This is a genomic window from Kastovskya adunca (genome assembly GCF_059505785.1).
Map to the genome: position 1 here is coordinate 143965 of NZ_JCACLG010000049.1, position 22143 is coordinate 166107.

General features: G+C 48.0%; 18 protein-coding genes and 1 pseudogene. 8 read left to right on the forward strand and 11 right to left on the reverse strand.

The window, feature by feature from the left end; translation table 11 throughout:
* Window positions 1-101: 101 nt before the first annotated feature.
* From AC5JR3_RS19545 to AC5JR3_RS19560, 4 genes and pseudogenes are all read left to right on the forward strand, one after another.
* Window positions 102-188 (forward strand): annotated as a pseudogene (locus AC5JR3_RS19545) (D-glycero-beta-D-manno-heptose 1-phosphate adenylyltransferase); the annotation flags it as partial.
* Between the two features lie 136 nt (window positions 189-324).
* Window positions 325-1065, forward strand: coding sequence for a GUN4 N-terminal ARM-like repeat domain-containing protein (locus AC5JR3_RS19550; RefSeq protein WP_495848229.1), 741 nt, complete (start codon window positions 325-327; stop codon window positions 1063-1065).
* A gap of 314 nt (window positions 1066-1379) precedes the next feature.
* Window positions 1380-2921, forward strand: coding sequence for a GAF domain-containing sensor histidine kinase (locus tag AC5JR3_RS19555; protein WP_495848230.1), 1542 nt, complete (start codon window positions 1380-1382; stop codon window positions 2919-2921).
* Window positions 2922-2963: 42 nt separating this feature from the next.
* On the forward strand, window positions 2964-4370 hold the full coding sequence (locus AC5JR3_RS19560) for an IctB family putative bicarbonate transporter (protein ID WP_495848231.1): 1407 nt from the start codon (window positions 2964-2966) through the stop codon (window positions 4368-4370).
* A 98-nt stretch (window positions 4371-4468) separates the two neighbouring features.
* Here the strand turns inward: AC5JR3_RS19560 and AC5JR3_RS19565 are convergent, their stop codons facing one another.
* The 4 genes from AC5JR3_RS19565 to AC5JR3_RS19580 all read right to left on the reverse strand — a co-directional run bounded on the left by AC5JR3_RS19565 (window position 4469) and on the right by AC5JR3_RS19580 (window position 7742).
* Window positions 4469-5320, reverse strand: a complete 852-nt coding sequence (locus AC5JR3_RS19565; RefSeq protein ID WP_495848232.1) for a prohibitin family protein — start codon at window positions 5318-5320, stop codon at window positions 4469-4471.
* 152 nt (window positions 5321-5472) lie between these two features.
* Window positions 5473-5661: a CPXCG motif-containing cysteine-rich protein gene (locus AC5JR3_RS19570; RefSeq protein WP_495848233.1), complete on the reverse strand. Its 189-nt coding sequence runs from the start codon at window positions 5659-5661 to the stop codon at window positions 5473-5475.
* Window positions 5662-5700: 39 nt separating this feature from the next.
* Window positions 5701-7344, reverse strand: a complete 1644-nt coding sequence (locus AC5JR3_RS19575) for a B12-binding domain-containing radical SAM protein (RefSeq protein ID WP_495848234.1) — start codon at window positions 7342-7344, stop codon at window positions 5701-5703.
* Window positions 7345-7481: 137 nt separating this feature from the next.
* On the reverse strand, window positions 7482-7742 hold the full coding sequence (locus tag AC5JR3_RS19580) for a SemiSWEET transporter (protein ID WP_495848235.1): 261 nt from the start codon (window positions 7740-7742) through the stop codon (window positions 7482-7484).
* A gap of 336 nt (window positions 7743-8078) precedes the next feature.
* Here AC5JR3_RS19580 and AC5JR3_RS19585 point away from each other — a divergent pair, with 336 nt between their 5' ends.
* A complete protein-coding gene (locus AC5JR3_RS19585) occupies window positions 8079-10622 on the forward strand; it encodes a transglycosylase domain-containing protein (protein ID WP_495848236.1) in 2544 nt (847 codons plus the stop codon).
* A gap of 513 nt (window positions 10623-11135) precedes the next feature.
* Here the strand turns inward: AC5JR3_RS19585 and AC5JR3_RS19590 are convergent.
* Window positions 11136-11306, reverse strand: a complete 171-nt coding sequence (locus AC5JR3_RS19590) for a hypothetical protein (protein WP_495848237.1) — start codon at window positions 11304-11306, stop codon at window positions 11136-11138.
* 313 nt (window positions 11307-11619) lie between these two features.
* Between AC5JR3_RS19590 and AC5JR3_RS19595 the strand changes: the two genes are divergently transcribed.
* On the forward strand, window positions 11620-13023 hold the full coding sequence (locus AC5JR3_RS19595) for a Sll1247 family protein (RefSeq protein ID WP_495848238.1): 1404 nt from the start codon (window positions 11620-11622) through the stop codon (window positions 13021-13023).
* A gap of 339 nt (window positions 13024-13362) precedes the next feature.
* Here the strand turns inward: AC5JR3_RS19595 and sds are convergent, their stop codons facing one another.
* On the reverse strand, window positions 13363-14334 hold the full coding sequence (gene sds / locus AC5JR3_RS19600) for a solanesyl diphosphate synthase (protein WP_495848239.1): 972 nt from the start codon (window positions 14332-14334) through the stop codon (window positions 13363-13365).
* A gap of 562 nt (window positions 14335-14896) precedes the next feature.
* Between sds and AC5JR3_RS19605 the strand changes: the two genes are divergently transcribed.
* A complete protein-coding gene (locus AC5JR3_RS19605; RefSeq protein ID WP_495848240.1) occupies window positions 14897-15130 on the forward strand; it encodes a hypothetical protein in 234 nt (77 codons plus the stop codon).
* A gap of 158 nt (window positions 15131-15288) precedes the next feature.
* On the opposite strand, the gene murI is transcribed toward AC5JR3_RS19605, so the two are convergent.
* The 4 genes from murI to AC5JR3_RS19625 form a co-directional block, all read right to left on the reverse strand.
* Window positions 15289-16131 carry a glutamate racemase gene (gene murI, locus AC5JR3_RS19610; protein ID WP_495848264.1) on the reverse strand — a complete coding sequence of 281 codons (843 nt, stop codon included), beginning with the start codon at window positions 16129-16131 and terminating at the stop codon, window positions 15289-15291.
* Window positions 16132-16234: 103 nt separating this feature from the next.
* The gene (locus AC5JR3_RS19615) at window positions 16235-18103 is read right to left on the reverse strand and encodes an N-acetylmuramoyl-L-alanine amidase (RefSeq protein WP_495848241.1); all 1869 of its coding nucleotides are present in this window, start codon (window positions 18101-18103) and stop codon (window positions 16235-16237) included.
* Window positions 18104-18473: 370 nt separating this feature from the next.
* On the reverse strand, window positions 18474-19985 hold the full coding sequence (locus AC5JR3_RS19620; RefSeq protein ID WP_495848265.1) for a cation:proton antiporter: 1512 nt from the start codon (window positions 19983-19985) through the stop codon (window positions 18474-18476).
* Between the two features lie 96 nt (window positions 19986-20081).
* On the reverse strand, window positions 20082-20489 hold the full coding sequence (locus tag AC5JR3_RS19625; RefSeq protein WP_495848266.1) for an EVE domain-containing protein: 408 nt from the start codon (window positions 20487-20489) through the stop codon (window positions 20082-20084).
* 287 nt (window positions 20490-20776) lie between these two features.
* Here AC5JR3_RS19625 and AC5JR3_RS19630 point away from each other — a divergent pair, with 287 nt between their 5' ends.
* Window positions 20777-21541 (forward strand): SIMPL domain-containing protein, encoded by a 765-nt coding sequence (locus AC5JR3_RS19630; protein ID WP_495848242.1) that lies wholly within the window; start codon window positions 20777-20779, stop codon window positions 21539-21541.
* 151 nt (window positions 21542-21692) lie between these two features.
* Here AC5JR3_RS19630 and AC5JR3_RS19635 read toward each other — a convergent pair whose 3' ends face one another.
* On the reverse strand, window positions 21693-22064 hold the full coding sequence (locus tag AC5JR3_RS19635; protein WP_495848243.1) for a single-stranded DNA-binding protein: 372 nt from the start codon (window positions 22062-22064) through the stop codon (window positions 21693-21695).
* Window positions 22065-22143: the final 79 nt, after the last annotated feature.

Consider the following 22143-nt stretch of genomic DNA (forward strand, 5'->3'; position numbering starts at 1 on the left):
TGAAAACGCGATCGCATCTGTAGGTAGCGTTCCGTGCTGATAGCGTTACGATGTAGTATGCAATTTACTCATGCTTGTGCCGCTCTGCTCTCTGGGCCGATATTCGCTACTTGCAAATGGCTAGATCCTTGGGGCGATCGCTCGTCGTGGGGTTAAATAGTGATCAGTCAGTCCGGACAATTAAGCCGTAGCCATCAGGATTTTTGCCCCTTCCTCTCATGATCCTCCGCCCTTAAATTCTCCGACTCGACTCCAGACAGCGGTAGATTGTGCCGCCGTCACCTCAAGCAGCTATCCCTGTCGCCATTCACTTCCAGCCGCTTCATGACAGACCAAACAACGACTTCCGCCATCCCTAGCGATCGCCAGTTTAATGAACTGGCGAGTCAATTTCAATCTGCTTCAGAAAAAAAACAACTCCAGCTCATTCCAGAACTCATTAATGCTGGTAGTACTGGTGAAACTGTGTTGAGGGAATTTTTACTCTTGCGGCAATCAACTCCGCCTGACCTCGTTGTTGGGAAAGTTTACCAGACCCTTTATAAACTCGAACAACCCACCACAAAAGAATTTCTTCAAACCCACTTTCCTACAGGAGTTGTGCCACTGCGCTCTGAGAAAGGTGTTGACTATACGCAGTTACAACAACTATTGATTGACCAAGACTTCCAAGCTGCTGATTACCTCACCCTACAAAAACTTTGCCAAATGGCGAGTCCAGAGGCTGTCCAGAGAAAGTGGCTGTACTTCACAGATGTTGAGTATTGCCCAGTTGCAGATTTACAAACAATCAATACCCTCTGGCTTGTCTACTCAGAAGGAAAGTTTGGCTTTTCTGTACAGCGGGAGCTTTGGCTAGTACTTGGGAAAAACTGGGAAAAACTATGGAAACAAATTGGCTGGAAGACGGGAAATAACTGGACTCGTTATCCCAACGGCTTTACCTGGGATATCAGTGCCCCAAAAGGGCATTTACCGCTCTCCAACCAATTACGCGGCGTGCGAGTTATTGCTGCCCTGCTAGCTCACCCGGCTTGGACGACTCCGGAATCAGAATCGGTCTGATTTGATTTTTTAACTACAGAGGTGGTAGAGGCGCGTTAGCCGATCGGCATGACGTGCAGCACCATTTTGCGTTTTTAATTACAGATTTTTGGATAAATTCTCAACGCTCGGAGGAAAATCATCTTCCTACCCGTAATGATTTCCTCAATACTCGTAAAAAAACATACATTTCTTATCCGAAAATTTACACAAAACTCCAATCTCTTACAGGAAAATGTTTGTTCGGGACATTGTTAGGGAACGCTAAGTGTAGCGGGTAAATCTTTAGTAGTAACGAGACAAGCAATGAAAGTAGTAACTGCAGGGTGGAGGCTATGACGAGCAACCCTGAAAACCGACTCTTTTGTTATTTGGATAATTTGACACCGATATCCCGAGAACAGCAACGGCTTGCCGCGTTGATGGCACTCGGGCTACTTGATGCTGAAGCCATTCCAGTTTTCGATGAAGCTACCCAGACGGCGGCGCGATTTTTAGAGGCACCGATCTGTATTTTGAGCTTAATGACCCAAGACAAACAGTGGCTAAAGTCCACCTTTGGTCTATCAAGAGTCGGGCTGATGAATCAGCTTGCCAAATCGCGCTCGCTGCCACGCCTTGAATCCTTATGCACCTATGTAGTCGATAGTCATCAGGTGCTAGCGATTGACGACACCTCAACCCATCCTGTATTTGCTACTAGCTTACTCGTGCAGCAATACGGTATCCGTGCTTACTTGGGTGCGCCACTGTTAACCACAGGGGGACAATGCATCGGAACCTTAGCAATAATGGATACCACTCCTCGCAGCTTTACCACCAAGGAGTGTGAGCTTTTAGCACTGATCGCCCGCTGGAGTCTGAGCGAATACGAGCGCAACCAGCTCGGGAAAAATCTCAGTATTACGACATCTGATCTGTCTAAGTCGGCATCTAACGGTCAATTTTCCCAACGGTGGGAACCTGATTTGTCTCAAGGGAATCAGACTGTTCAACTGGTTTCACCTGCTAGCCCACCCGCCAGTAACTCAATTAACTTCATCAAAGTTCAATTACTGACCCAACTTACCCAAGAACTCCGAACACCGCTGACTTCCGTGATGGGAATGGCAAGCGTTCTCGGTCGCGAAGTGTATGGTCCTTTAACGCTCAAACAAAAAGAGTACATAGAAATTATCCACACTAGCGGTCAGTATCTGGTGGCACTCGTTGAGGAAATTGTTGCTCTAGGTGAGCTGGATGAGAAACGTCAAAAATTGAAGCTTGACGCTGTAGACATCGAAATGCTGTGTCAACAGGCAATTAATGGTCTACTAGAATTAGCAAAGCAGCGACAGCTACAGATTCGTTTGTCGGTAGAACCAGGGAAACGGATTTGGTTACTAAACAAGATCGTAGTTCGCCAGATGTTGTACTATCTGGTATTTAGTGTGATTCAATCAGCTGAAGCTGGGGGAGAAATTCGCATTCATATTTCACGAAAAAGCGATCGCCTCAACGTGGCTGTTTGGATCACTCATCCTTGGTTGGGAGACGGTCTACCTCAGGTGGAACTTTACTCAAGTGTTGTTGCAAACTTGAATAGTAGTGAAGTGGCTGCTACGAACCTCTGCCACCTTGACATCAACGAACCTCGACCACTGTCTTTCTCTGCCGTTGGGGAGCAACGGCTCTCTAGTTCTTCACTATCAACAGCCTTTGCCTTAGCGCAGGGTTTCAATCAAACTTCTGAAGAGATGGGCTCTCATGGTAGTTTAAGACTTCTACTAAGCTGCCAGCTTGCAGAACTCCATAGCGGGCAAATTTCAGTTCAAGGTTCACCAGAATTGGGATACCGCTATGTCGTGAGCTTACCTCAGTTAGTAGCGGAGGATTAGTTACTGGTCATTGACGTAAGAATAGACAACTGACAAGCAATTATGAATTCAGTTTGGCAACAATTAACTCTGTCGGATTTGCATCTGCCTCAGTGGCGAGGTGCTAGCTATTTGTATCGGCTAGTAGGCCCGCTGCAAGCATGGCGTCGAGAGAGTTGGCTTTTGCAATGGGCGGAACCACTGACAGCGCTGATGGTGAGCTTGGTGTTGATTTTAGCTCCCTTTGTCTCGACGGCACTGATAGGGCTTTTACTCGTTGCTTGTGCAGCCTTCTGGGTACTGCTGACGTTGTCGGATAGCACCAGAGTAGGAGTGACCCCCATTCACCTACTGGTGTTGCTGTACTGGAGCATAGCAACGGTGGCAACAGCGTTATCGCCAGTAAAGGAGGAAGCCGCCAAGGGCTTGATCAAGCTAACGCTGTATTTACTGCTGTTTGCCCTCTCAGCACGGATATTGCGATCGCCTCGCTGGCGTAACGTAATTCTGACGCTATTCCTACTGACTTCACTGATTGTCAGTGTCTACGGGCTACGGCAGTGGTTTTTTGGTGCTACTGCACTAGCAACCTGGGTTGACCCTACTTCAACAACAGCAAAGCTGACACGGGTTTATAGTTATTTGGGCAACCCGAATTTACTGGCGGGATATCTGATTCCGGCGGTTGCCTTGAGTATGGCGGCGTGTTTTTCCTGGCAGCGGTGGGTGCCGAAAGCCTTAGCACTGACGATGTTTGTTGTCAATTCTGCCTGTTTGATCCTCACCTTCAGTCGGGGAGGCTGGATTGGCTTTGTCGTCTGTGGATTTACTTTCTTAGTCCTGCTGGTGTATTGGTACAGCGTACGGTTACCAATGGCTTGGCGTCGCTGGGCACTTCCTGTGCTGCTAGCAGGTTCCTTGGGCTTATTAGCCATGGCAATTTTATTTGTCGAACCCATACGCGATCGCGTTTTTAGTATCTTCCTCGGTCGTAAAGATAGCAGTAATAACTTCCGAATCAATGTTTGGGCAGCGGTAATCGAGATGATTCGCGACCGCCCTATCCTTGGCATTGGCCCTGGTAACAATGCGTTTAATAGTATTTATCCCCTCTACGCTCGTCCTCGCTTCACTGCCCTGAGTGCCTACTCAATTTTTCTAGAAGTTGCTGTAGAAACAGGCTTAATCGGATTTTCTTGCTTTATCTGGCTGCTGGTTGTCACCTTCAATCAAGGCGTGCAACAACTGAAACGTTCCCGCGAGACTGGTAACAGTAGCTTTTGGTTAATGGCAGCGATCGCAGCTTTATTGGGAATGCTAGCCCATGGCGTAGTTGATACCGTCTGGTATCGTCCTCAGATCAGCACCCTCTGGTGGCTGATGGTCGCCCTGATTGCTAGTTACTATCCCGCCAAACGTCACCTTGTAGACTCCACTGTTTCCACACCACAAGCGGACGCAGGGGCGTAGTCACCTAGCTCTTTTCTAGCAATAGAATTTAGAAGTAAAACACTAAGCCTGCCGACCCAGACTTAGTGTTTTACTGCAGGTTTAAGGTAGAGGCGGAATTATCGAGCCGCTTCCTGAAGATTACCTAAGTTGAATAGGAAGGGCACGCTACCGTTGGAGCCACCACCCGTCACGAGGACGTTTGGCATCTGGGCACCTCCTTCTCTCCAGGCTTCGATAGCTTCTTTTTGCAGCACTAGCTGACCCCCCTGGGCTTTCAAGGTTTCTGCGAGGAGTCGTTGAGCTTCAGCTTTACCTTTAGCACGGTTAACATCCGCTTGTGCTTGTTGTTCTGCTTCCCGTGCTACATAGACAGCTCTTTGCGCCCGTTGTTCGGCAATTTGCTTTTCTTCAACGGCTCTGGCAAACTCTGGTGAAAACGTCAGGTCAACAACGCTGGTATCGAGGACGAGGATGCCGTACTTTTCTAGGCGTTCACTTAAAGCCAGATCAAAATCTTGCTTCAATTCATCCCGTTTAGTAATCGCTTCTTCAACTGTTCTTCTAGCCGCCGCGACTTTAAAGGATTCTTGAGTCTGAGGCGCAATAATTTTCGACACAATATTCTCTAATGTGCCTTGTTTGCGTCTAATCTCAACAACCTGGGTGGGATCGAGGCGGAAGTTGATGGCGAAGCTAGCTGTCAGATTCTGAAGATCTTTGGTGGAACTCTGAGCTGGGACTTCAAATTTTTGGACGGTCAAATCATACACATCCACTATAGAAACTAGTGGGGGTTTGATATGAATACCTTCAAGTAAAGCGCCATCACGGGCTTTTCCTAAGATGCTGATTACTCCTGCCTGACCTGGGTTGATGATGACAAAGGAACTAAAGCTAATCAGGATCAGCGCGGCGGCAATCACCCCACCAACTAAAGCTTGCCAACTTTGTGCATTCTGGGTCTTCAAATTTCTATCTCCTTTGTGGTGAATGGACTTGGGCAAAAATACGGTGTGAAGCTAGTTGTGGCAGGTTGGACATAAAATAATCTTTCTGACCTTATTCCAGGCTAACAGTACCTCGGTTTCTACTGCGTCAAAGTCTGGTGCGATCGCCTTGATCACTCTACATAGTCAGTATCAATTTCAACATCCAGCGTCTCTTCATCAACCCTTATATAAAGGACGTTTGGACGGCAGCAAACTTGGCAATCTTCGATATAAGACTGTTGTCCACCCGCACTGAGATCGACAAAGGTTAGACTCGGTTCGCCGCAAAAAGCACAGTAATATTCAGCAGTAATTTGCATTAAAAGTTCAGAGCGTATGCCTCTGGATACCGCAGCTAATTACTTTATCAGTTGCAACTCTTTGGGAGATTGGTTGAAGTGGCTGGTGGCATCGTTGAGGTGCTTGACGAGGGTAGCTTTGGGGAGGGGCCCTTGGAGATGGTTCCAAGGGAGGATTTGGTCGGTTGACCAATGATCATGAACGTAGAAGTCTAGTTCGGGTAACTGTCCTTTGAGGGTTTTGAAGGCACGGCGGAAGCTGCCGACGGTGTCGCCGTAGTGCCGGGTGAGTTTCAGCAGTGGGGACAACCGCCGATCGCCTCTGGAAATCAATGTCTGAATTACTGACCAGTTGTAGCTTTCGGGACGAAAGTCGATGCCTTGCGATCGCAAATTTTTCTGCAAGAACTTCAACCGTTTTTCCGCGTGGGGATTCACCCCGAACCACTGAAAGGGCGTGTGGGATTTTGGGACAAAGGTACTGCAACCGAGGGTGAGGTGCAATCCGGGCGCAGCTTTTTTCAGCGATCGCATCATCTCCACTGTTTGCTCCACGTCTGCCATCTCCTCCCCCGGAACGCCTACCATACCGTAGAGTTTGACACTCTTCAACCCTCCGGCTTTCGCATTTACCACCGCTTGGACAATTTCTTCATTAGTCAACTTTTTATTAATAATCTGCCGCAAGCGCTCAGAACCACTTTCAACAGCGATCGTGATTGAACGAGTATCTCGCGCCGCCAGTATTCGTGCCAACTTCTCGGTCACCGTATTTGTACGTACTGAGGCAATACTCAACCGTACATTTTCATACTGTGGCTGACTTAGGTAATCCAGTAACGCTTCAAACTCTGGATGCTGCGTCACCGACGCCCCTAATAACCCTAGGCGATTTGTCACTTCTAGCCCACGCTGAATTGCTGGAATCAGCGAGGCTTCTAAACTGGCTGTCCGAAAAGGCAACGTCAGATAACTAGCTAGACAGAATCGGCACATCTCAGGGCAACTGCGTACCACTTCCACCATAAAGATATTTTCCCAAGCCGCCTTTTGTGTCACTACCGTAGAGGCACTGAGGACGTTACCGCGATAGGTTTGCTTGACTACCTGGGCGGGAATTTCACCATCGACTGGCTCAATAGATTGAATTGCTCCCGTTGCATCCTCATACGTCACCTCATACAAACTAGGAACGTAGACTCCTGGTACCTGTGCTAGATGCCGCAGTTGGGTAAGGCGTTCTGCTGTTCGTACCGCCTTGTAAGCATCGATAAAGTTCCCCAGTAAGTCTTCCCCATCCCCCAGCAAAATTACATCAAAAAACTCATTAAAGGGTTCCGGGTTCGCTGTCAATACGGGGCCACCCCCAAAAATTAGGGGGTGATTCTGGGTACGTTCAGTAGCAGAAAGCGGAATCTCTAAACGTTCCAGTAAGTTGAGGATGTTGACGTAGTCCAACTCCCAGGAGAGGGAGAAGCCCAGTAACTCTGGGGAGGTGGGGAGTGGTTCCTGAATATCGGTAAACAGGCGGCTGACTTGCAAATCAGAACGCATTGCCAAGGTTGCCCAGACAATTTGATAGCCTAAGCTGGTGATGCCGACGCTGTATTCATTGGGAAAGGCAAAAATCAGCGGGATAGCATCAGTATCTGGGATGGCGGGGGTAAAGAGTAGGCGTTCGGATGCGAAGGCAGAATCAGTCATTAACAGGGGTTGGCGAATTTATGATCGGCAGAAGATTCGGGCTTAGGCAGGTAAAAATATCGATTCTCTCGTAGGGGCATAACATTGGCACACCCTTACTACTTCTGGCAAGGTTTTTAGCTCTTGGTTCCTAGGCTCTATCTATATTTAATTTTAAGAATTAAAATGATTAACGCCAAAATCAGGGTGACGAAGTTTGCTAGTACGATCGGGAGGGCGTGGAGATAGAGTCCGTACACAAACCACAGAAACACTCCGATACAGAAGGTGACCATCATCGCTAAAGATACGTCTTTAGCTGATTTTGACTGCCAAGTCTTGAGCAATTGAGGCAAGAAGGCAATCGTTGTTAGCGTTCCGGCAGCTAATCCTAAAGTATCAATAAACTCGATTTGCATTACTATTCTAGTCTTGGCAACTACTTGAACTGTTGTGAACCGGGGGATGAGGGGTGGAGGATTGTGCTTATTCTTCGTCAGCTAAAAATTCTGCTATATTTGCCTCTATTCCTTTAGTTGTAGGCTTTGTGCCTGTTTAGAAATAGGTCAAAATCTGACCCAATGCCACCACTATTTTGCTTTATATATGTTAGAGTCGGTCAGTTCTCAGGATTTATGCCTGATCACTTTTTAAACTTTCCTTGTAGGAAAAAAGGATTTGGGCGCAGATTTTGATCCCAAGCCCTAAAATAAGCAAGAAGTTGTGATGGCTTGTGGTGTAACTGAGGAGTTTCAGTGTCAAAGTTTATCCCAAAGCACGAAAATCAATCGAACTTCGATGGCGGAACGTCACCGGAAACCGAAGAGGTATCTAGCAGTGAAGAGAATCAAAAGCCGCCAGAAGAAATAAAGAAAGACAAGCGACTCCAATGGAAGCGATCGCTGGTCAAACTCAGGCACTTTTCTCGCTCCGTCGCCAAGCCGTTCCGAGGACCAAACCCTCTGCATCATCGTAAGCTGTTTTGGCTAGCCTTGGGGGTTAGCGGCAGCGCGATCGCGTTTGGTTCCGGCTGGTTAGTTTTGGAAGCCAGCTTACCGGATTCCCTCGACGATGTCTTAACTTACGTCAGGGATGACACCGTGACGATCAAAGCGTCCGATGGCACTATCATTCAGCAAACTGGCCCCACAACTTACGAAAATCTAAGACTACGGGAAATTCCCAAACCCTTAGTACAAGCCTTTATCTCCATCGAAGACCGACGATTTTATCAGCACAACGGCGTCGATTATCAAGGTATTCTTCGAGCAGCGGTATCTAACCTGAAGTCGGGAAGCGTTGTTGAAGGCGCTAGTACAATTACTCAACAGCTAACACGGATTGTCTTTCTTGATCAAGAAAAGAGCTGGCTGCGGAAGCTCAAAGAAGTCAGGTTAGCACAAAAAATTGAGTCGGAAGTTGGTAAAGATAAGATTCTAGAGCGCTACTTCAACCTGGTTTATCTGGGTGAAGGGGCGTATGGTGTCGCCGATGCAGCTTGGGTTTACTTTAGTAAGCGAGTCGGTGAGTTGACGCTGCCAGAAATAGCAATGTTGGCAGGTATTCCTCCCGCGCCCAATGATTACTCCCCCATCAAAAATTCTGAGGTTGCCAAAGCGCGCCGCGACTACGTGTTGCAGCGGATGCAGGATGCAAATTACATTACCGCAGAAGAAGCAAAAGCCGCGATCGCCACTCCCCTAACTACGAATCCCAGCCCTCCCAAGCGGCTAGAGCGTAAAGCTCCTTACTTTAGCGATTACGTTCTGCAAGAACTGCCGCAATACATTTCTAAAGAAGCCCTGGAAGTTAAAGGCTTAACCATTGAAACGAGTCTGAAACCGGAGTGGCAAGAAGCGGCAGAATCTGCCGTGCAGCGTACTCTGAAAGAAAGTGGGCGCTACCAACGCTTTGAACAAGCTGCCCTCGTCGCCATCGATCCGCGCAACGGTGAAATCCGGGCGATGGTGGGAGGAAAAGATTTTTTTGAACAACAATTTAACCGCGTCACCCAGGCAAAACGTCAGCCGGGTTCAACCTTTAAGACCTTTCTATATACCACCGCGATCGCTACAGGTATTTCTCCGTTTCGCGGTTACCTTGATGCTGAGTATGTTGTCGATGGCTACGAGCCAAAAAACTACGGCGACACCTTCCGAGGTTGGGTGAATATCCGCGATGCTCTGATTTCGAGTGTCAACATTGTTGCCGTTAAAACCCTGATTGATGTCGGGTGGGAACCCACCATCGAGGTCGCCAAAAAAATGGGCATTGAGTCAGAACTCAAACCCACCTACTCCTTAGCACTGGGTGCATCTGAAGTTAACCTGCTGGAACTCACCTCAGCATACGGCACCTTAGCAGCAAAGGGAATGCACGTTAAACCCTATGGCATCCGCCGCATCCTCGACCGACAGGGCAACGTGATCTATGAGGCAAAAAGCAAGCCTGAACGGGCAATTGATGCAGAAACCTCCGCAATCATGACCTGGATGTTACAGGGGGTTGTGACCTCTGGTACAGGTAGTCCTGCTCAAATTGGGCGACCTGTTGCAGGCAAGACGGGCACCTCCGATGAAGCACGAGACTTGTGGTTTGTTGGCTATATTCCCCAACTGGTGACTGGTGTTTGGCTGGGTAACGATGACAATCAGCCAACCTGGGGTGCAAGTAGTACCGCCGCTGCTACCTGGCGTCGCTTTATGACCGTAGCGACGGAAGAAATGGATACGCAGGAGTTTCCCGATCGTCCGACCAAGCTAGAAGGACGGAAACCCACGATTGAAGCCAAGCCGATTAAACCCAAGCGGGCGCGTTCTACTCGTGTTCAGAGGCGCTCTAAACCTCAACCTACTGTACAGAGAAATACCCAGCAAACCCAAACCCGTCCCGCCCGTCAGCGACGGCGTGTTGAGGAGGCAGCCCCCGCACCCGCACCACAAAGGCAAACGCAGCGGAGGCGATCGCGTCCCACTAACAATAGTGCCCCCTCTCAAGCACCAGCTCCCGCTCCTCGTCGTCGGCAGCGTGCCGCCACCCCGCCGCCAGCCGCTCCCGCACCGCGTTCAGCGCCACCTGCACCTCGGCAAGCCCCACCAGCAGCTCCAGCACCCCGGCAAGCTGCTCCGGCTCCCCAACCAGCAGCGGCTCCCGCTCCCGCTCCCCGGCTTGAGCGGAAGTTTGAACCTATACCCGCAGCAGCCCCACCAGCCCCTCCCGCGTCGCGCAAGGCTCCTGAACCAGCTGCCCCTCCAGCCCCCGCTCCAGAAGCAGTCGCCCCCGTAGAGGCTGTAGAATAGGCAGTCCATTTAGTCGTTAATTGATAGATAGGGTGATGGGGAGAAGCTTCCAAGTTTCAGCACCATCAGCGAGCGGTGCGGCATTAGTTTCACGACTTCTCTCAACTTCAGCTTCTTCTATCACCGCTATAATTGTCAGACTAAATTTCGCTGGGTGGCAGTTGCTTATTTTCCTCTAACTTCTGTACATAACTTATTTATCTGCAGGTTGAATCTCGCTGACTACTTCATAAATGGCTTTTTGAGATATCTTGGTAACCTTGGCTTTGATTGGTCTCTATATCATCGACGTTTTCCCAAAATTCTTCTATCTGTTCCTGGTTCTTGCATCAGGTATGCTCCTTTAACGCTTAGGTATCAGTTGAAATTTGTTCATAAAGCCGCTTCGCTGTTTCAAATTTGCCCAGCTTAAATTCTCCAAAAGCAGTATTGGCATATTAATGATTGAGAAAGTCTAAGGATTTGTCATGCTTACCTCTTCCTAATAAGAGATGATGCAAGAATAGAATCAAGCTAATGCTCACGCGATCGCTCACCTCTAACCTCACCTTGTGGGTATCGCGCCTCTCTCAAATCCCACTGCAACAAATTATTATCCGGCTCCTGAGTAGCTCTCAATTGCATCAATAGCGTAAAAAGCTCCACGGGTAAACCACAACCTTTTTCGGCGCTATCTTTAGCCATGAGAGCTACTGCTCTTGTATCAATTAGCTAACCGTTGTCAAGGATTGAACAGTAAATTCTTCCTATAGACCCTGTCAATGGGGTGTTAGCACAAAGTATCCTAGAGAAAACTTACCAAACAAGTATCACTTGCTTGTTAGTTTTGGCGACTCTCTAAAATCCGTACCAAAGTCTTTGTGACGGGCATCACAGGCTTGAGGGAATCTATCTCACTGGGTTCTGAGAGAACCGTCATCTTTGCAAAAGGTTTTCAATCACCAAGCCTGGAGCCGACATCCCTAATACTAAGCACATGGAATTCTCCGAGTGCGCGATGACCCTTATCGATTTTTCTCACCAATTTACCACTAAGCATAATCAGGTTCCGAACCAGGCTAGTACAAAGAGTCTAGCCAAAGATTATGATTCCCAAAAAAATCTCAACTCAACTACATCCGGACAAATTTTTTCTCTAATACAAGCGCAGGAATTCATCTGCCACTTCTTTCTAGATATTATCAAGCAAAGTGCACCCGAGTCAGTTTTAAATCAATTCAAACATTTATTTATTGAACCGACTGTTGCGATCAACTCAACGCATCGCAAAGCGCTAGAGGTGATCATTGCGGCAGATCAAGAAGAAGACTTTATTAATACGTTCAAACGTTCAATTTATATTCTTGTTAATAATTGGAGTGCAGCTAGATCGTATCAATACATTCAGAATTTAGTTGAACTTCTGCCTCAAGGTTTAGACACAAAAGTTCCTGCGGCTCCGATGCTTAGACGTCTGAAGCTTTGGCGAATCAATTTTGTCAACAGCCAGGATTATCAAGAACTAAAGGTTTTTGTTTCTAAATATGATAATTCGGAGCAACGTCACTGGAGCCATCGCTATAGTTCTTACTTGCTGGTTTCTCAGGCCGTTGATACTGAAAAACCTGTAGAACAACGGGAAGCGGCTCGAACTCGTTCCGATCAACTCAAAGAACAATTCAAGTTTCAGTTGGCGATGTATACTGCTCGTTCTCAGTCGATGGTGGTTAAAGAAAACACTTCAGCCAACCCCACTGTTCTCGGTGATGAAGTACTGCGTTTAATTCAAAAAATTTTAGTTAAGCGTGGTTCATTTAGCTATGCCAATTTAGCAAATATTTTTCTCAAGCAAACCCATGGAACTAATTATAAAAGTTTCAAACAAAGTCTGATTAAGTATTTAGTCTTTTCCTTAGATAATCAAGGGTTAGCAGAAATTCTGAAGACTCAGCTCACTGAGCAAATGACACATATCTATGAAAACTATGACGAAGAGATCTGGGACAATAATATTCTCCTGAGAACTTGTAATCGGGTTATCGAATATTTAACAGTTACTAGTCAAGGAGAACCTTCGCCACTGTTCATGTTGTTAGCAACGCAAAGAAACACCTTAACTTTAGCGATTCTCCTGCTAAAAATTGTTTTGCTATGCAGACCAACTTATACCCATTTAGAATGCTGCTTAGCCAAGCTGATTCAATACTATGAAAGTCAGACGGAATCTGAGTGCGACTGGCTAATTCGTTTTTTGGAAATTCTTAGAGTTACGCTGACTATTTATGCAGACAATGTGCAATACAACCTAGTGAATATGTTGAAGGAAAATCCTACATCTCCAGTGAAGTTAGATCCTAGTTACTACCGGATTTTTTCTCAAGAGAGAAGAAAACCTGTACCAGTAGTCGATGTAACTGAATAGGAAAAAAGACGGCAAAGCCCCTAAAAGCTTGCTACATAACTTTTAAGCTATTTTATAAACCTGTGTTAGTTTTCAAGAAAACTCTTTAAATATAATTCTCCCAAAATCGCTAAAGTTTAATTTTTTACACTAAAAAGTAAAACCTAATTTTTAATATCAGCTTCTACTTCTAGAATGTTATTGACTAAAAAGAGCCTGTCACCTACTGGACTACAAGAGAGACTTCACAAGCTTTCAATTCTTGAATTGAAAGAAAGCCTATTGTTACTTAGGGCTGTAGGACTCAACATTGGTGGACTCTCAATGTAGAGAGAGGATACGGCGATCGCCTCATCAGGATTAGTACAAGCGGCTGAGGACATAGTCAGTGAGATTAATTAACGCTTCGCAAGACTCAGATGGTTTGAGTTCTTTCAAGCTTTCCACGGCTATTTTGGCGTAGTCGGCTGCTAATTCGCGAGAGCGCTCAATTCCACGACTTTCCTTCACAAGGGCGATCGCCTGCTCGATATCACCCGGCTGGGCAAACTCCCGCTCGATTAGCCCCTCTAGATAGGGTTTCTCTTCCATGGCATACAGCACAGGGGCGGTAAGATTGCCGCTGATTAAATCAGAACCCGCTGGTTTGCCCAAGGCTTCTGTCGAACCCGTAAAATCCAAAATGTCATCAACAATTTGGAATGCCAGCCCTACATAACGCCCGTAGCGGTACAAGTTGTCCGCTAGTTCTGGGCTAACATCACTCAGTAGCCCCGCCGACTTAGAACTATTGGCAATTAGGGAGGCGGTTTTGTTATAGGTCTTCTCCAAATAGTCATCGATCGACAAGCTGGTATCAAACCGATTCAAGGCTTGCTGAATTTCTCCTTCTGCCATATTTTTAATCACTTTTGAAAGCAGCTTCACTACCTCCAGGTTGTCAAGATTCGCCAGATACCAAGCCGACTGACCAAAGAGAAAATCTCCCGCTAACACCGCTACGCCATTGGTGAACAAGCGGTTAACGGTAGGGACGTTGCGTCGCATCTCAGAACCATCGACAACATCGTCATGCACCAAGCTAGCCGTGTGAATCATTTCGGTAATTTCGGCTAGACGCCGATGGCGGGGGGTAATATCTTGATCCAGCATCGTTGCCCGTGAAATCAACAGGACGATTGCTGGTCTTACCCGTTTGCCCCCAGCCCCGAATAAGTGTTCAGCGGCAGCGTACAGGATGGGGTGACGGGTACCTACAAGATTTTTCAAGTTGTCGGTCAAGACAGTGAGGTCTGTTTCTACTGGAGCAAAGAGAGATGTTACTGAGGTCATGGATTAGCCGACTCAGGATGGATAGTTACGAAAGTTTACATATTCTTTCATTAATTCTAAGCGAAGCGTTCCCTACAGGAAAGTTTTGTTTTGTCAATGGCAGGGTGCATACTTTTGGCAACTTGTACCAACTTGATTAAATATATAAAGAAATTCACGCAGATAAAGGGAAATCTTGTGTTAGTCTAATAGTAAGGGTTTGAAAAAATTAATACGCCTATTTTGACTGGAATTTCAGTTAAAAGTGGAAAGATGATACCTACGAGTTGAGTTAGTTTGACGTAGGTTGCAGTAGCCTGATATTTAATAAATAAGCCTAGGCTTATTTTCTCATAGAAGTCATTGTCAGTTTTGATATTTGACTTTCAGTTCGGTAGTATTGCTGAACAAGCTTAGATTCCTGGCAACCATCCGGTATGACAGGAACTAAATAACGGTGACGGGATGCGCTTGCGTCCCTCGCTCTATTGTAAATAACAGACCTCTGAGCATTTTTGTGCTTAAGAGCTGGTTTGTGTGAACTTTTGTATTAAAAACTTATTCCTCCTCTCCTGCCCACGACATGACTTACGGTGACATGCCTGTAATTATTCCTCTTCTTGCTACTGGTTACTTACTGACCATTTATTTGCTGCTGATGCTGGCACAACGAGCCATCAAGCCTTCCCCGTATTCGTCTAATTCCTTCTCTGACATCTACAGTGATTATTTGCCTTCAGAGCCAGCCGCTCAGACCGACAATGATACCACACATACGACTCCGCAAACTATTCAAGAAGCGACTAGTGCTCATTAGCTAACCCATAGGCAGATGCAGAGGGCGGTCATCAGGCGATCGCTGGATGAATTGCTGCTAGAGAAAACGCGATCGCCCTTATATATCAGCTCAACCAACAGTGCCCCTTCAAGAACAAGAACAGGATGGGGAGAACCACTTTGCCCCTTTTTACCTTTTTAGTCCACAGGTTCTAAAGGAGCTTTCGGGGGAAACACCACAGGTAGTGATACTTTTTCCACCTTGGGAGTGCAACCGAGCCATTGTACCGACAATTGCGCGAATTGTTCGGGAGAACCGCTAACGCAAAAGCGAGTTGGCATTGGTGCCCAACTGTTGCGTAGCCCGGTTAAATCTAACTCTTGGACTGCCGCTGTCACCACATATTCTGCGGGGTTCACCGTCTTCACTAACGGAGGCAAAATCCTTCGCACTATGGGGGCGAGGTGCGGGTAATGGGTACAACCATAAACCAACGTATCGATTTGCTGCTCTAGAAGGGGAGCTAAGTACTGCCGCGCGACTTCAATGGTGTAGGGGTCGTGTAAGCGATTTTGCTCCACTAGAGGGACAAATTCCGGACAACCGACTTGCCAGACTTGAGCCGTGGCATCAATCTCCGTAATCGCTCGTCGATAGGCATGGCTAGCAGCGGTGGCGGGGGTAGCAATTACACCGATGCGCTTGCCTTGTTTCACCGCAGCGCGGGCTCCCGGCAGAATTAGTCCCAAGATGGGCACATCAAACTCTGATTGAACGGCTTCCAACGCTAAGGCAGAACTGGTGTTACATGCCATAATCACCATCTTTACGTCCTGCTGCATCATCCAGCTCAAAATCTCAAAACAGAACTGGCGAATTTCTGCAGGCGTTCGAGTTCCGTAGGGAAGACGGGCGGTGTCAGCAAAGTAAAGAATCGATTCGTTGGGAAGCTGACGATAAAGTTCTCGCAAAACCGTCAGTCCACCAACACCGCTGTCAAAAATGCCAATGCAATGGCGAGAGGAATCTCGCCCACTAATAGATGCAGCGCTTAAGGCTTCTCTGGTTACGGTTGAAGACAAGGGGTTGGGTTGAGACTCAGGTGAGGGAAGAGGTGAAGAGTTAGACACCGTTAGTTATAGTTTATAGACTTTGCTGAATGTACTGTAGGATACCGCGAGCGATCGCCTGTGCCATCTGACTGCGGTAAGTCGGGTTGGATAATTTCACGAAATCGTCGCGCCCTGTGAGAAAACCCACTTCCACCAACACCGATGGCATAGAGGTATTCCTCAGCACATAAAACCTTGCCCGTCGCACGCCCCGGTCTCCCACCTGGACATTTTGCAAAATACTATTGTGGATGGTCTGGGCAAGACCTTGACCGCTGGAATAATAATAGGTTTCGAGTCCATTAACATCTGGGCGGCTGAGGTTAATCGCATTGGCATGGATGCTGACAAATAGATCTGCTCCTGTTCGCTCTGCCATCGCCACGCGGGGGGCTAAATCAACGAAATAGTCAGCATTACGGGTTAGCACCGCCTGCACTCCCTGCCTTTCTAGGAGTGCGGCAACTTCTTGAGAAATTGGCAAGATAATATTTTTTTCGTACACGCCGCCAATCCCAATCGTACCGGGGTCTTTGCCCCCGTGACCGGGGTCAACAATGACCACCACGCGAGAATTTGGGACGCGAGGTAGGGGTGCGGTGGGTGTATTAGAAGTAGGGGGCGGTACGGGAATCGATCCAAGGTTTGGCGTCCTTGGTCTTTCCCGTCGCAGTTCCAGCGCCAAAAACTGCTCGCTGGGTTGATTTAGCTCTCCCACCTGCACACCCGCCCTCGGTTGTACCAAAATTACTACCGTTTGCGGGTTTTGCTGACGGATACGAATTTGGGAAACAGAACTGTTTTCATCAAGCTGCGGGCCTCTAACGTTGTCTGCTAGCTTGGCATTAGGAATCGTGATTTGGTAAGCATTGACAGAACGTTCCCAACGACTGCTTGCCCTGATGCTTTGATTGGCGCGAATCAGGAGTTGAGTACCGTTGTTGCTCAGTTCCACGGCATCAATTGTGGCTAGCTGCTCAGAAGCTTTTGCTGGCGGCGTTGTTGGGGCAGACGATGAATCATTAACCAAGACGGCTACTGGGCCTTGCGGCAGCACTACCAGACCGCCCACGCTATTAAAGCTCGCGCCCCAATCCGGACTCTCCCGCGTCACCTTGAGTGACATCCGTACTGTGGGAGGCGAGGATTGCTCTTGGGAAAATTTTAGCTGACTGACACCAAAGCGATTAACAGCGACTTCCTGAGCGCTCAAGCGGGAAGAGAGGGATGCACCTTTGACATCAATATCAATCGTTTGGCGATCGCGACTCCGCCTGACCTGAATATTTTCTGGTTCTCCGCCACGGGTACGGACAAAAAAGCCATCCCGCGTCACCTGGAAACTGTCTAAAATCATCCCGGCTGTTGTTCCCCCAGTAGCGGGTTGAGACGGGGGAGCTTCGCTTCGCGGAGGGGGATTATTCGCTGGCGGTCGGCTACGGGGAGGATTATTCGCTGGCGGTCGGGTAGGTGGTGGTGGCGGACTCGTACTCGTTGATGGTGCTAGACGCTGGGGCGCTGGTAATTGCACCGACCACTGGCTGGGGGACGCCCCTTGAAACTTCACTTGTTGGGGGTCGAGAGTATAACCCGGTGCTAGCTCCACCACAATGCGAGTAGTTTGGGCATCAAACTGCCCTACTCGTACTTCCCGAATTGCCCCGCCGACTGTTTGATTGACCGTTGCACGCCCCAAAGTTGTGCCGGGTAAATCAATCACTAAGCGCGTTGGATCAGCAATCAGTTGGGCTTTCGGTTGAACCCCACCTTCCGTGGTAAACACCAATCGGTTCTGACTAGCATCAAAACGCCAGAGTAGGAGTCTCGCTGCGTCAGCGGGTAGGGAAAATAGTAAAACGCTCCACAAACTGGAAAGTAGCAGTAGCCACTGAAATCTCACAATTATTGCTCCTGTTGAAAATGTGGTGCCGTAGCTTGTGCTGTTCTGGATTGGCGTTCCACTAGGACATTGTTATGAAAACTGTGCTGAACTTTTTCCCTGATGTGCAAGACAATTTCACAATTTTCCACTGCGCTCCTATCTACCGCCACGGGAGTAGGTAGAAGCGCACCAAACCAGTTAGATGACTACCCTAAGCTTGTCTGCTGTGACAGTACACCACTTGCGGACGTAAACTCTGGAACTTAATCAGGAGAAATAGTATACAGGGTTAACCCCAAAACAACTATTTTTCATCGCCTCCCCAGCCGGAAATTTATGGCCTTGCCACTTGTCAAAATCGCGGCAACGCATCTGTCTAACCTTGGGGCTATTCTCCTGCTGTCTCAACAGCTTCTGATTCATTTTCAGCCTTCATCGTTGAATCCATAGCCACCGCCCCTGTCGCACCACCCTCAATGGATTTGGTACTTGATGGCGTCGTCACCTCCGCTGGCTCTTCAAACACAAGCCTTAGCAAAGGGGGTGCGATAAATGTAGTTAAAATCACCATCATAATAATCGCCGCCTCTGTTGCTTCGGAGAGCGCCCCACTCGCCGCACCAACCCCGGCAAAGACCAGTCCCACTTCGCCACGGGGAATCATGCCGACCCCAATTGCCAAGCGGTTGATACCAGGTTGACCAAACACAGTGAAGCCCGTGACAACTTTACCCACTATCGCTACAACAATCAGGAAAGTAGCAAGAATCAAACCTTCCCGGTTGCTGGGAATGGCTGGGTTCAAGACACTCAAGTCTGTTCTTGCTCCGACTGTCACAAAGAAAATTGGCACCAAAAAATCAGCAAGGGGAATGACTTGTTCTTCCAATTCCCGGCGTTTATCCGTTTCTGCCAGAATTAAACCCGCTGCAAAGGCACCCAAAATTGCCTCTAACTGAATTGCGGCGGCGGCATAAGACAAGATAAAGGCAAAAATCAACGCTGTCAGTAACACCTGACCGCGAGTCCTCATTTGATTGACCAACGCCACAAAGTAGGGGCCGAGAAAACGACCGACTAGAATTGCGCCAACTAGGAAAACTGCCGCACTGATGATCAGATAGATAACGTTGGTGACGACGATTTCGCCCGTCTTTGCCAGACTGGCAACAACCGCCAGCACGATAATGCCTAAAACATCATCCAGAACAGCCGCACCAATAATAATCTGACCTTCTTTAGAACTGAGACGCCCCAGTTCTGCCAAAACCTTGGCGGTAATACCAATACTCGTTGCGGTCAGGGCTGCTCCAGCAAAGATAGCAGGCACAGCAGGAATCCCAAACAAATAAATCAGACCCAGTGTTCCTGCTGCAAAGGGAACGACGACTCCCACGACAGCAACTACCGCTGCTTGGGGACCGACGCGGATCAGTTCTTGTAGGTCAGATTCCAGACCAATTTCAAACAGTAAAATGACAACGCCAAGTTCGGCTAGAACTGAAATTACTTCGCTCTGGGACTTAAACACAGAGAAGGCGGCTTCTGGGCTTAGACCCGCTGTGGTTTGGAGAAAGTTCACCAGCATTGAGCTGCTTGCCTCGGCACCACCTTCGGGGAAAACCAGCAAATGTAGGGCAGAAACTCCTACGACGACGCCACCTACCAATTCTCCTAAAACGGGCGGTAAGTTAATCCGAGCACACAGCTCACCACCGACTTTGCTGGCAAAGTAAATAACAACTAAACTGAGCAGCACTCCGGCAACAATCAGGGACTCAGATACTGTTTCTGCCTCGGTTTCGGCTGCCGTTGCCAGCAGGGGCAGATGAGAGTAGAAAGACGAAAGTGAGTTGGTTGTTGGGGCTAACAATTGCACCCAGGCGGTTCCATCAGCCATTAGTTGTGAAGAAATCATTCTTTTTACTTTAAGGCTTCTTTAGAAAATCAAACCTGTCTGTTATGACGAAATCGGGCGATCGCTAATTTCAAATGACTATTCCGTCGTCAGTTGTAAAATCCGATGCCAGTAGGATTCTGCCACGGGAACAACGGAAAGCCGGGGGATACGAAGCAAGTCAAAGTCTGTAAACTGAGTATCCTGTTTAATTTGTGCCAGGGTGACAGGTTTAGCAAGTAAGCCTTTTGCCTGGATATCGATAACCACACGTTTTGGATCGCTTAGCGCTGGATCGGGATAGGGCGACGAAATTACTTCCACAATGCCAACGATTCGTCGCTCTTTGCCCGTGTGGTAAAACAGCCCTAGGTCAAAGGGTTGCATTGTTCGCATGTGCTTCAAGGCGAGAGGATTTTTTACTCCATTCCAAACGGTCTTTTTTTCTCGCTCCAAATCGGCGTAGGCGTATTCCTGTGGCTCGCTCTTCAGCAGCCAATAGGTCATGTTTGACTCTCCTGGTAGTATTTGCAACACCTGCACTTCAGCATACCGGGGTTGCGAAAACAGTAACGCTGTAATTAGATCAGCGATCGCCATGACAGATTAGGAATATCTCGCGCCCAATTGATACCAAGTTGCGTTCTGCTCTTAGAAGCTCGCTTTCATCAAGCAGGGGGTAGGGGAAGAATTCTCCCCTGATCTACCTTTGCTTTGTGCGATCGCCGCTCTGACAAAGCAACTTGGAAGAAGTCCCCCCATGGTGCGATATTTCTAGAGGAACTGATAAATATATGAGTCAAATTCTGTCTAATTCTCTGCAATGGCGATCGCGATATCTGCCAAAGAAATTTCGTCCGATGCTGGCTGTGTTATTTACCGTTGGTCTTTTGAGTTTAACAATGACAACTGAGGCGATGGCGCAAGAAAGAAGACTGCGTACCCTGACGGTTACGGGACGGGGTACAGAATCGATTCCGACAACGAAGACAAGCGTGCAGTTAGGTGTCGAAGTGCAGGGAAAAACAGCAGCCAGTGTCCAACAAGAAGTAGCAGAGCGATCTTCGGCAGTGGTGGAGTTGTTGCGATCGCGTAATGTTGAAAAATTGGAAACTACAGGTATCCGCCTCAACCCGGTTTATAGCTACGAAAATGACGTGCAGCGCCTTACAGGATATTCCGCCAGCAATATCGTCAGTTTTCGCTACGAGACAACTCAAGTGGGAAGCTTGTTAGATGATGCCGTCAAGGCTGGGGCAACTCGGATTGATAACGTGAGTTTTACTGCCTCCGATGAAGCGATCGCCTCAGCCCAAAAACAAGCCCTACGCGAAGCCACTCAAGAGGCACAAGCGCAGGCAGATGCCGTTTTGAGTGCTCTTAATCTCAGTCGCCAAGACGTTGTCAGCATTCAAATTGATGGCGCAATCCCACCCATACCAATGCCCATGCCAATGTACGAAAGCGCTGCGCTAGCTCGCGATGCTAAGACACCCGTTATTGGTGGCGATCAAGAAGTACAAGCTGCTGTGACGCTGGAAATTAGCTACGAAAATTAGCACTAACGGGTAATCAGGGCAGGGGAACAATAGATTGAAGTATGAAGGATGAAGTATGAAGGGTGAATTCGCTTATTGGTTCTCTTCCTCTCCCCTGCACCCCTGCTCCTCTGCTCCCCTGCTCCCCTGCCTCCCCTGCCTCCCCTGCTCCTCAGAACTCTGTATCGCCATTGCCATAGTCAGCAACTGCCCCCGGATCGTTGTCTCGCTTAGATCCCAATAGTTCTAGGCGATCGACTTTAATAACTGGTGATGTACGCTCTGCTCCCGTTGCGCGATCGCTCCACTTGTCAATCTTTAAAGAGCCTTGTACCCCGATCAACTTACCCTTACGTACATAATTGGCGGCAACTTCCGCCGTCTTACCCCATAACTCCAAATTGAACCAATCCGGCTGATCGTTGTTACGGCTCGAACGATCCACTGCCAGCGCCAACCTGCATTTGACACTCCCAGACTCGAAATATTTAACATCTGGATCTGCACCCACACGACCGACTAAATTGACAACATTGAGATTCATCAAGCTCTCCTAGTACATAAGTACTTAATTATTCTGTATATCTACTTTAGCGGACAAACACCAACTCGTAATCAAATCA

Coding starts and splice junctions, on each gene's coding strand:
- AC5JR3_RS19575 (WP_495848234.1), bottom strand. CDS start 7,344: ATGACTGATTCTGCCTTCGCATCCGAACGCCTACTCTTTACCCCCGCC.
- AC5JR3_RS19605 (WP_495848240.1), top strand. CDS start 14,897: ATGACTTACGGTGACATGCCTGTAATTATTCCTCTTCTTGCTACTGGT.
- AC5JR3_RS19590 (WP_495848237.1), bottom strand. CDS start 11,306: ATGGCTAAAGATAGCGCCGAAAAAGGTTGTGGTTTACCCGTGGAGCTT.
- AC5JR3_RS19560 (WP_495848231.1), top strand. CDS start 2,964: ATGAATTCAGTTTGGCAACAATTAACTCTGTCGGATTTGCATCTGCCT.
- AC5JR3_RS19595 (WP_495848238.1), top strand. CDS start 11,620: ATGACCCTTATCGATTTTTCTCACCAATTTACCACTAAGCATAATCAG.
- AC5JR3_RS19580 (WP_495848235.1), bottom strand. CDS start 7,742: ATGCAAATCGAGTTTATTGATACTTTAGGATTAGCTGCCGGAACGCTA.
- AC5JR3_RS19630 (WP_495848242.1), top strand. CDS start 20,777: ATGAGTCAAATTCTGTCTAATTCTCTGCAATGGCGATCGCGATATCTG.
- AC5JR3_RS19635 (WP_495848243.1), bottom strand. CDS start 22,064: ATGAATCTCAATGTTGTCAATTTAGTCGGTCGTGTGGGTGCAGATCCA.
- sds (WP_495848239.1), bottom strand. CDS start 14,334: ATGACCTCAGTAACATCTCTCTTTGCTCCAGTAGAAACAGACCTCACT.
- AC5JR3_RS19625 (WP_495848266.1), bottom strand. CDS start 20,489: ATGACCTATTGGCTGCTGAAGAGCGAGCCACAGGAATACGCCTACGCC.
- AC5JR3_RS19555 (WP_495848230.1), top strand. CDS start 1,380: ATGACGAGCAACCCTGAAAACCGACTCTTTTGTTATTTGGATAATTTG.
- AC5JR3_RS19620 (WP_495848265.1), bottom strand. CDS start 19,985: ATGGCTGATGGAACCGCCTGGGTGCAATTGTTAGCCCCAACAACCAAC.
- AC5JR3_RS19550 (WP_495848229.1), top strand. CDS start 325: ATGACAGACCAAACAACGACTTCCGCCATCCCTAGCGATCGCCAGTTT.
- AC5JR3_RS19570 (WP_495848233.1), bottom strand. CDS start 5,661: ATGCAAATTACTGCTGAATATTACTGTGCTTTTTGCGGCGAACCGAGT.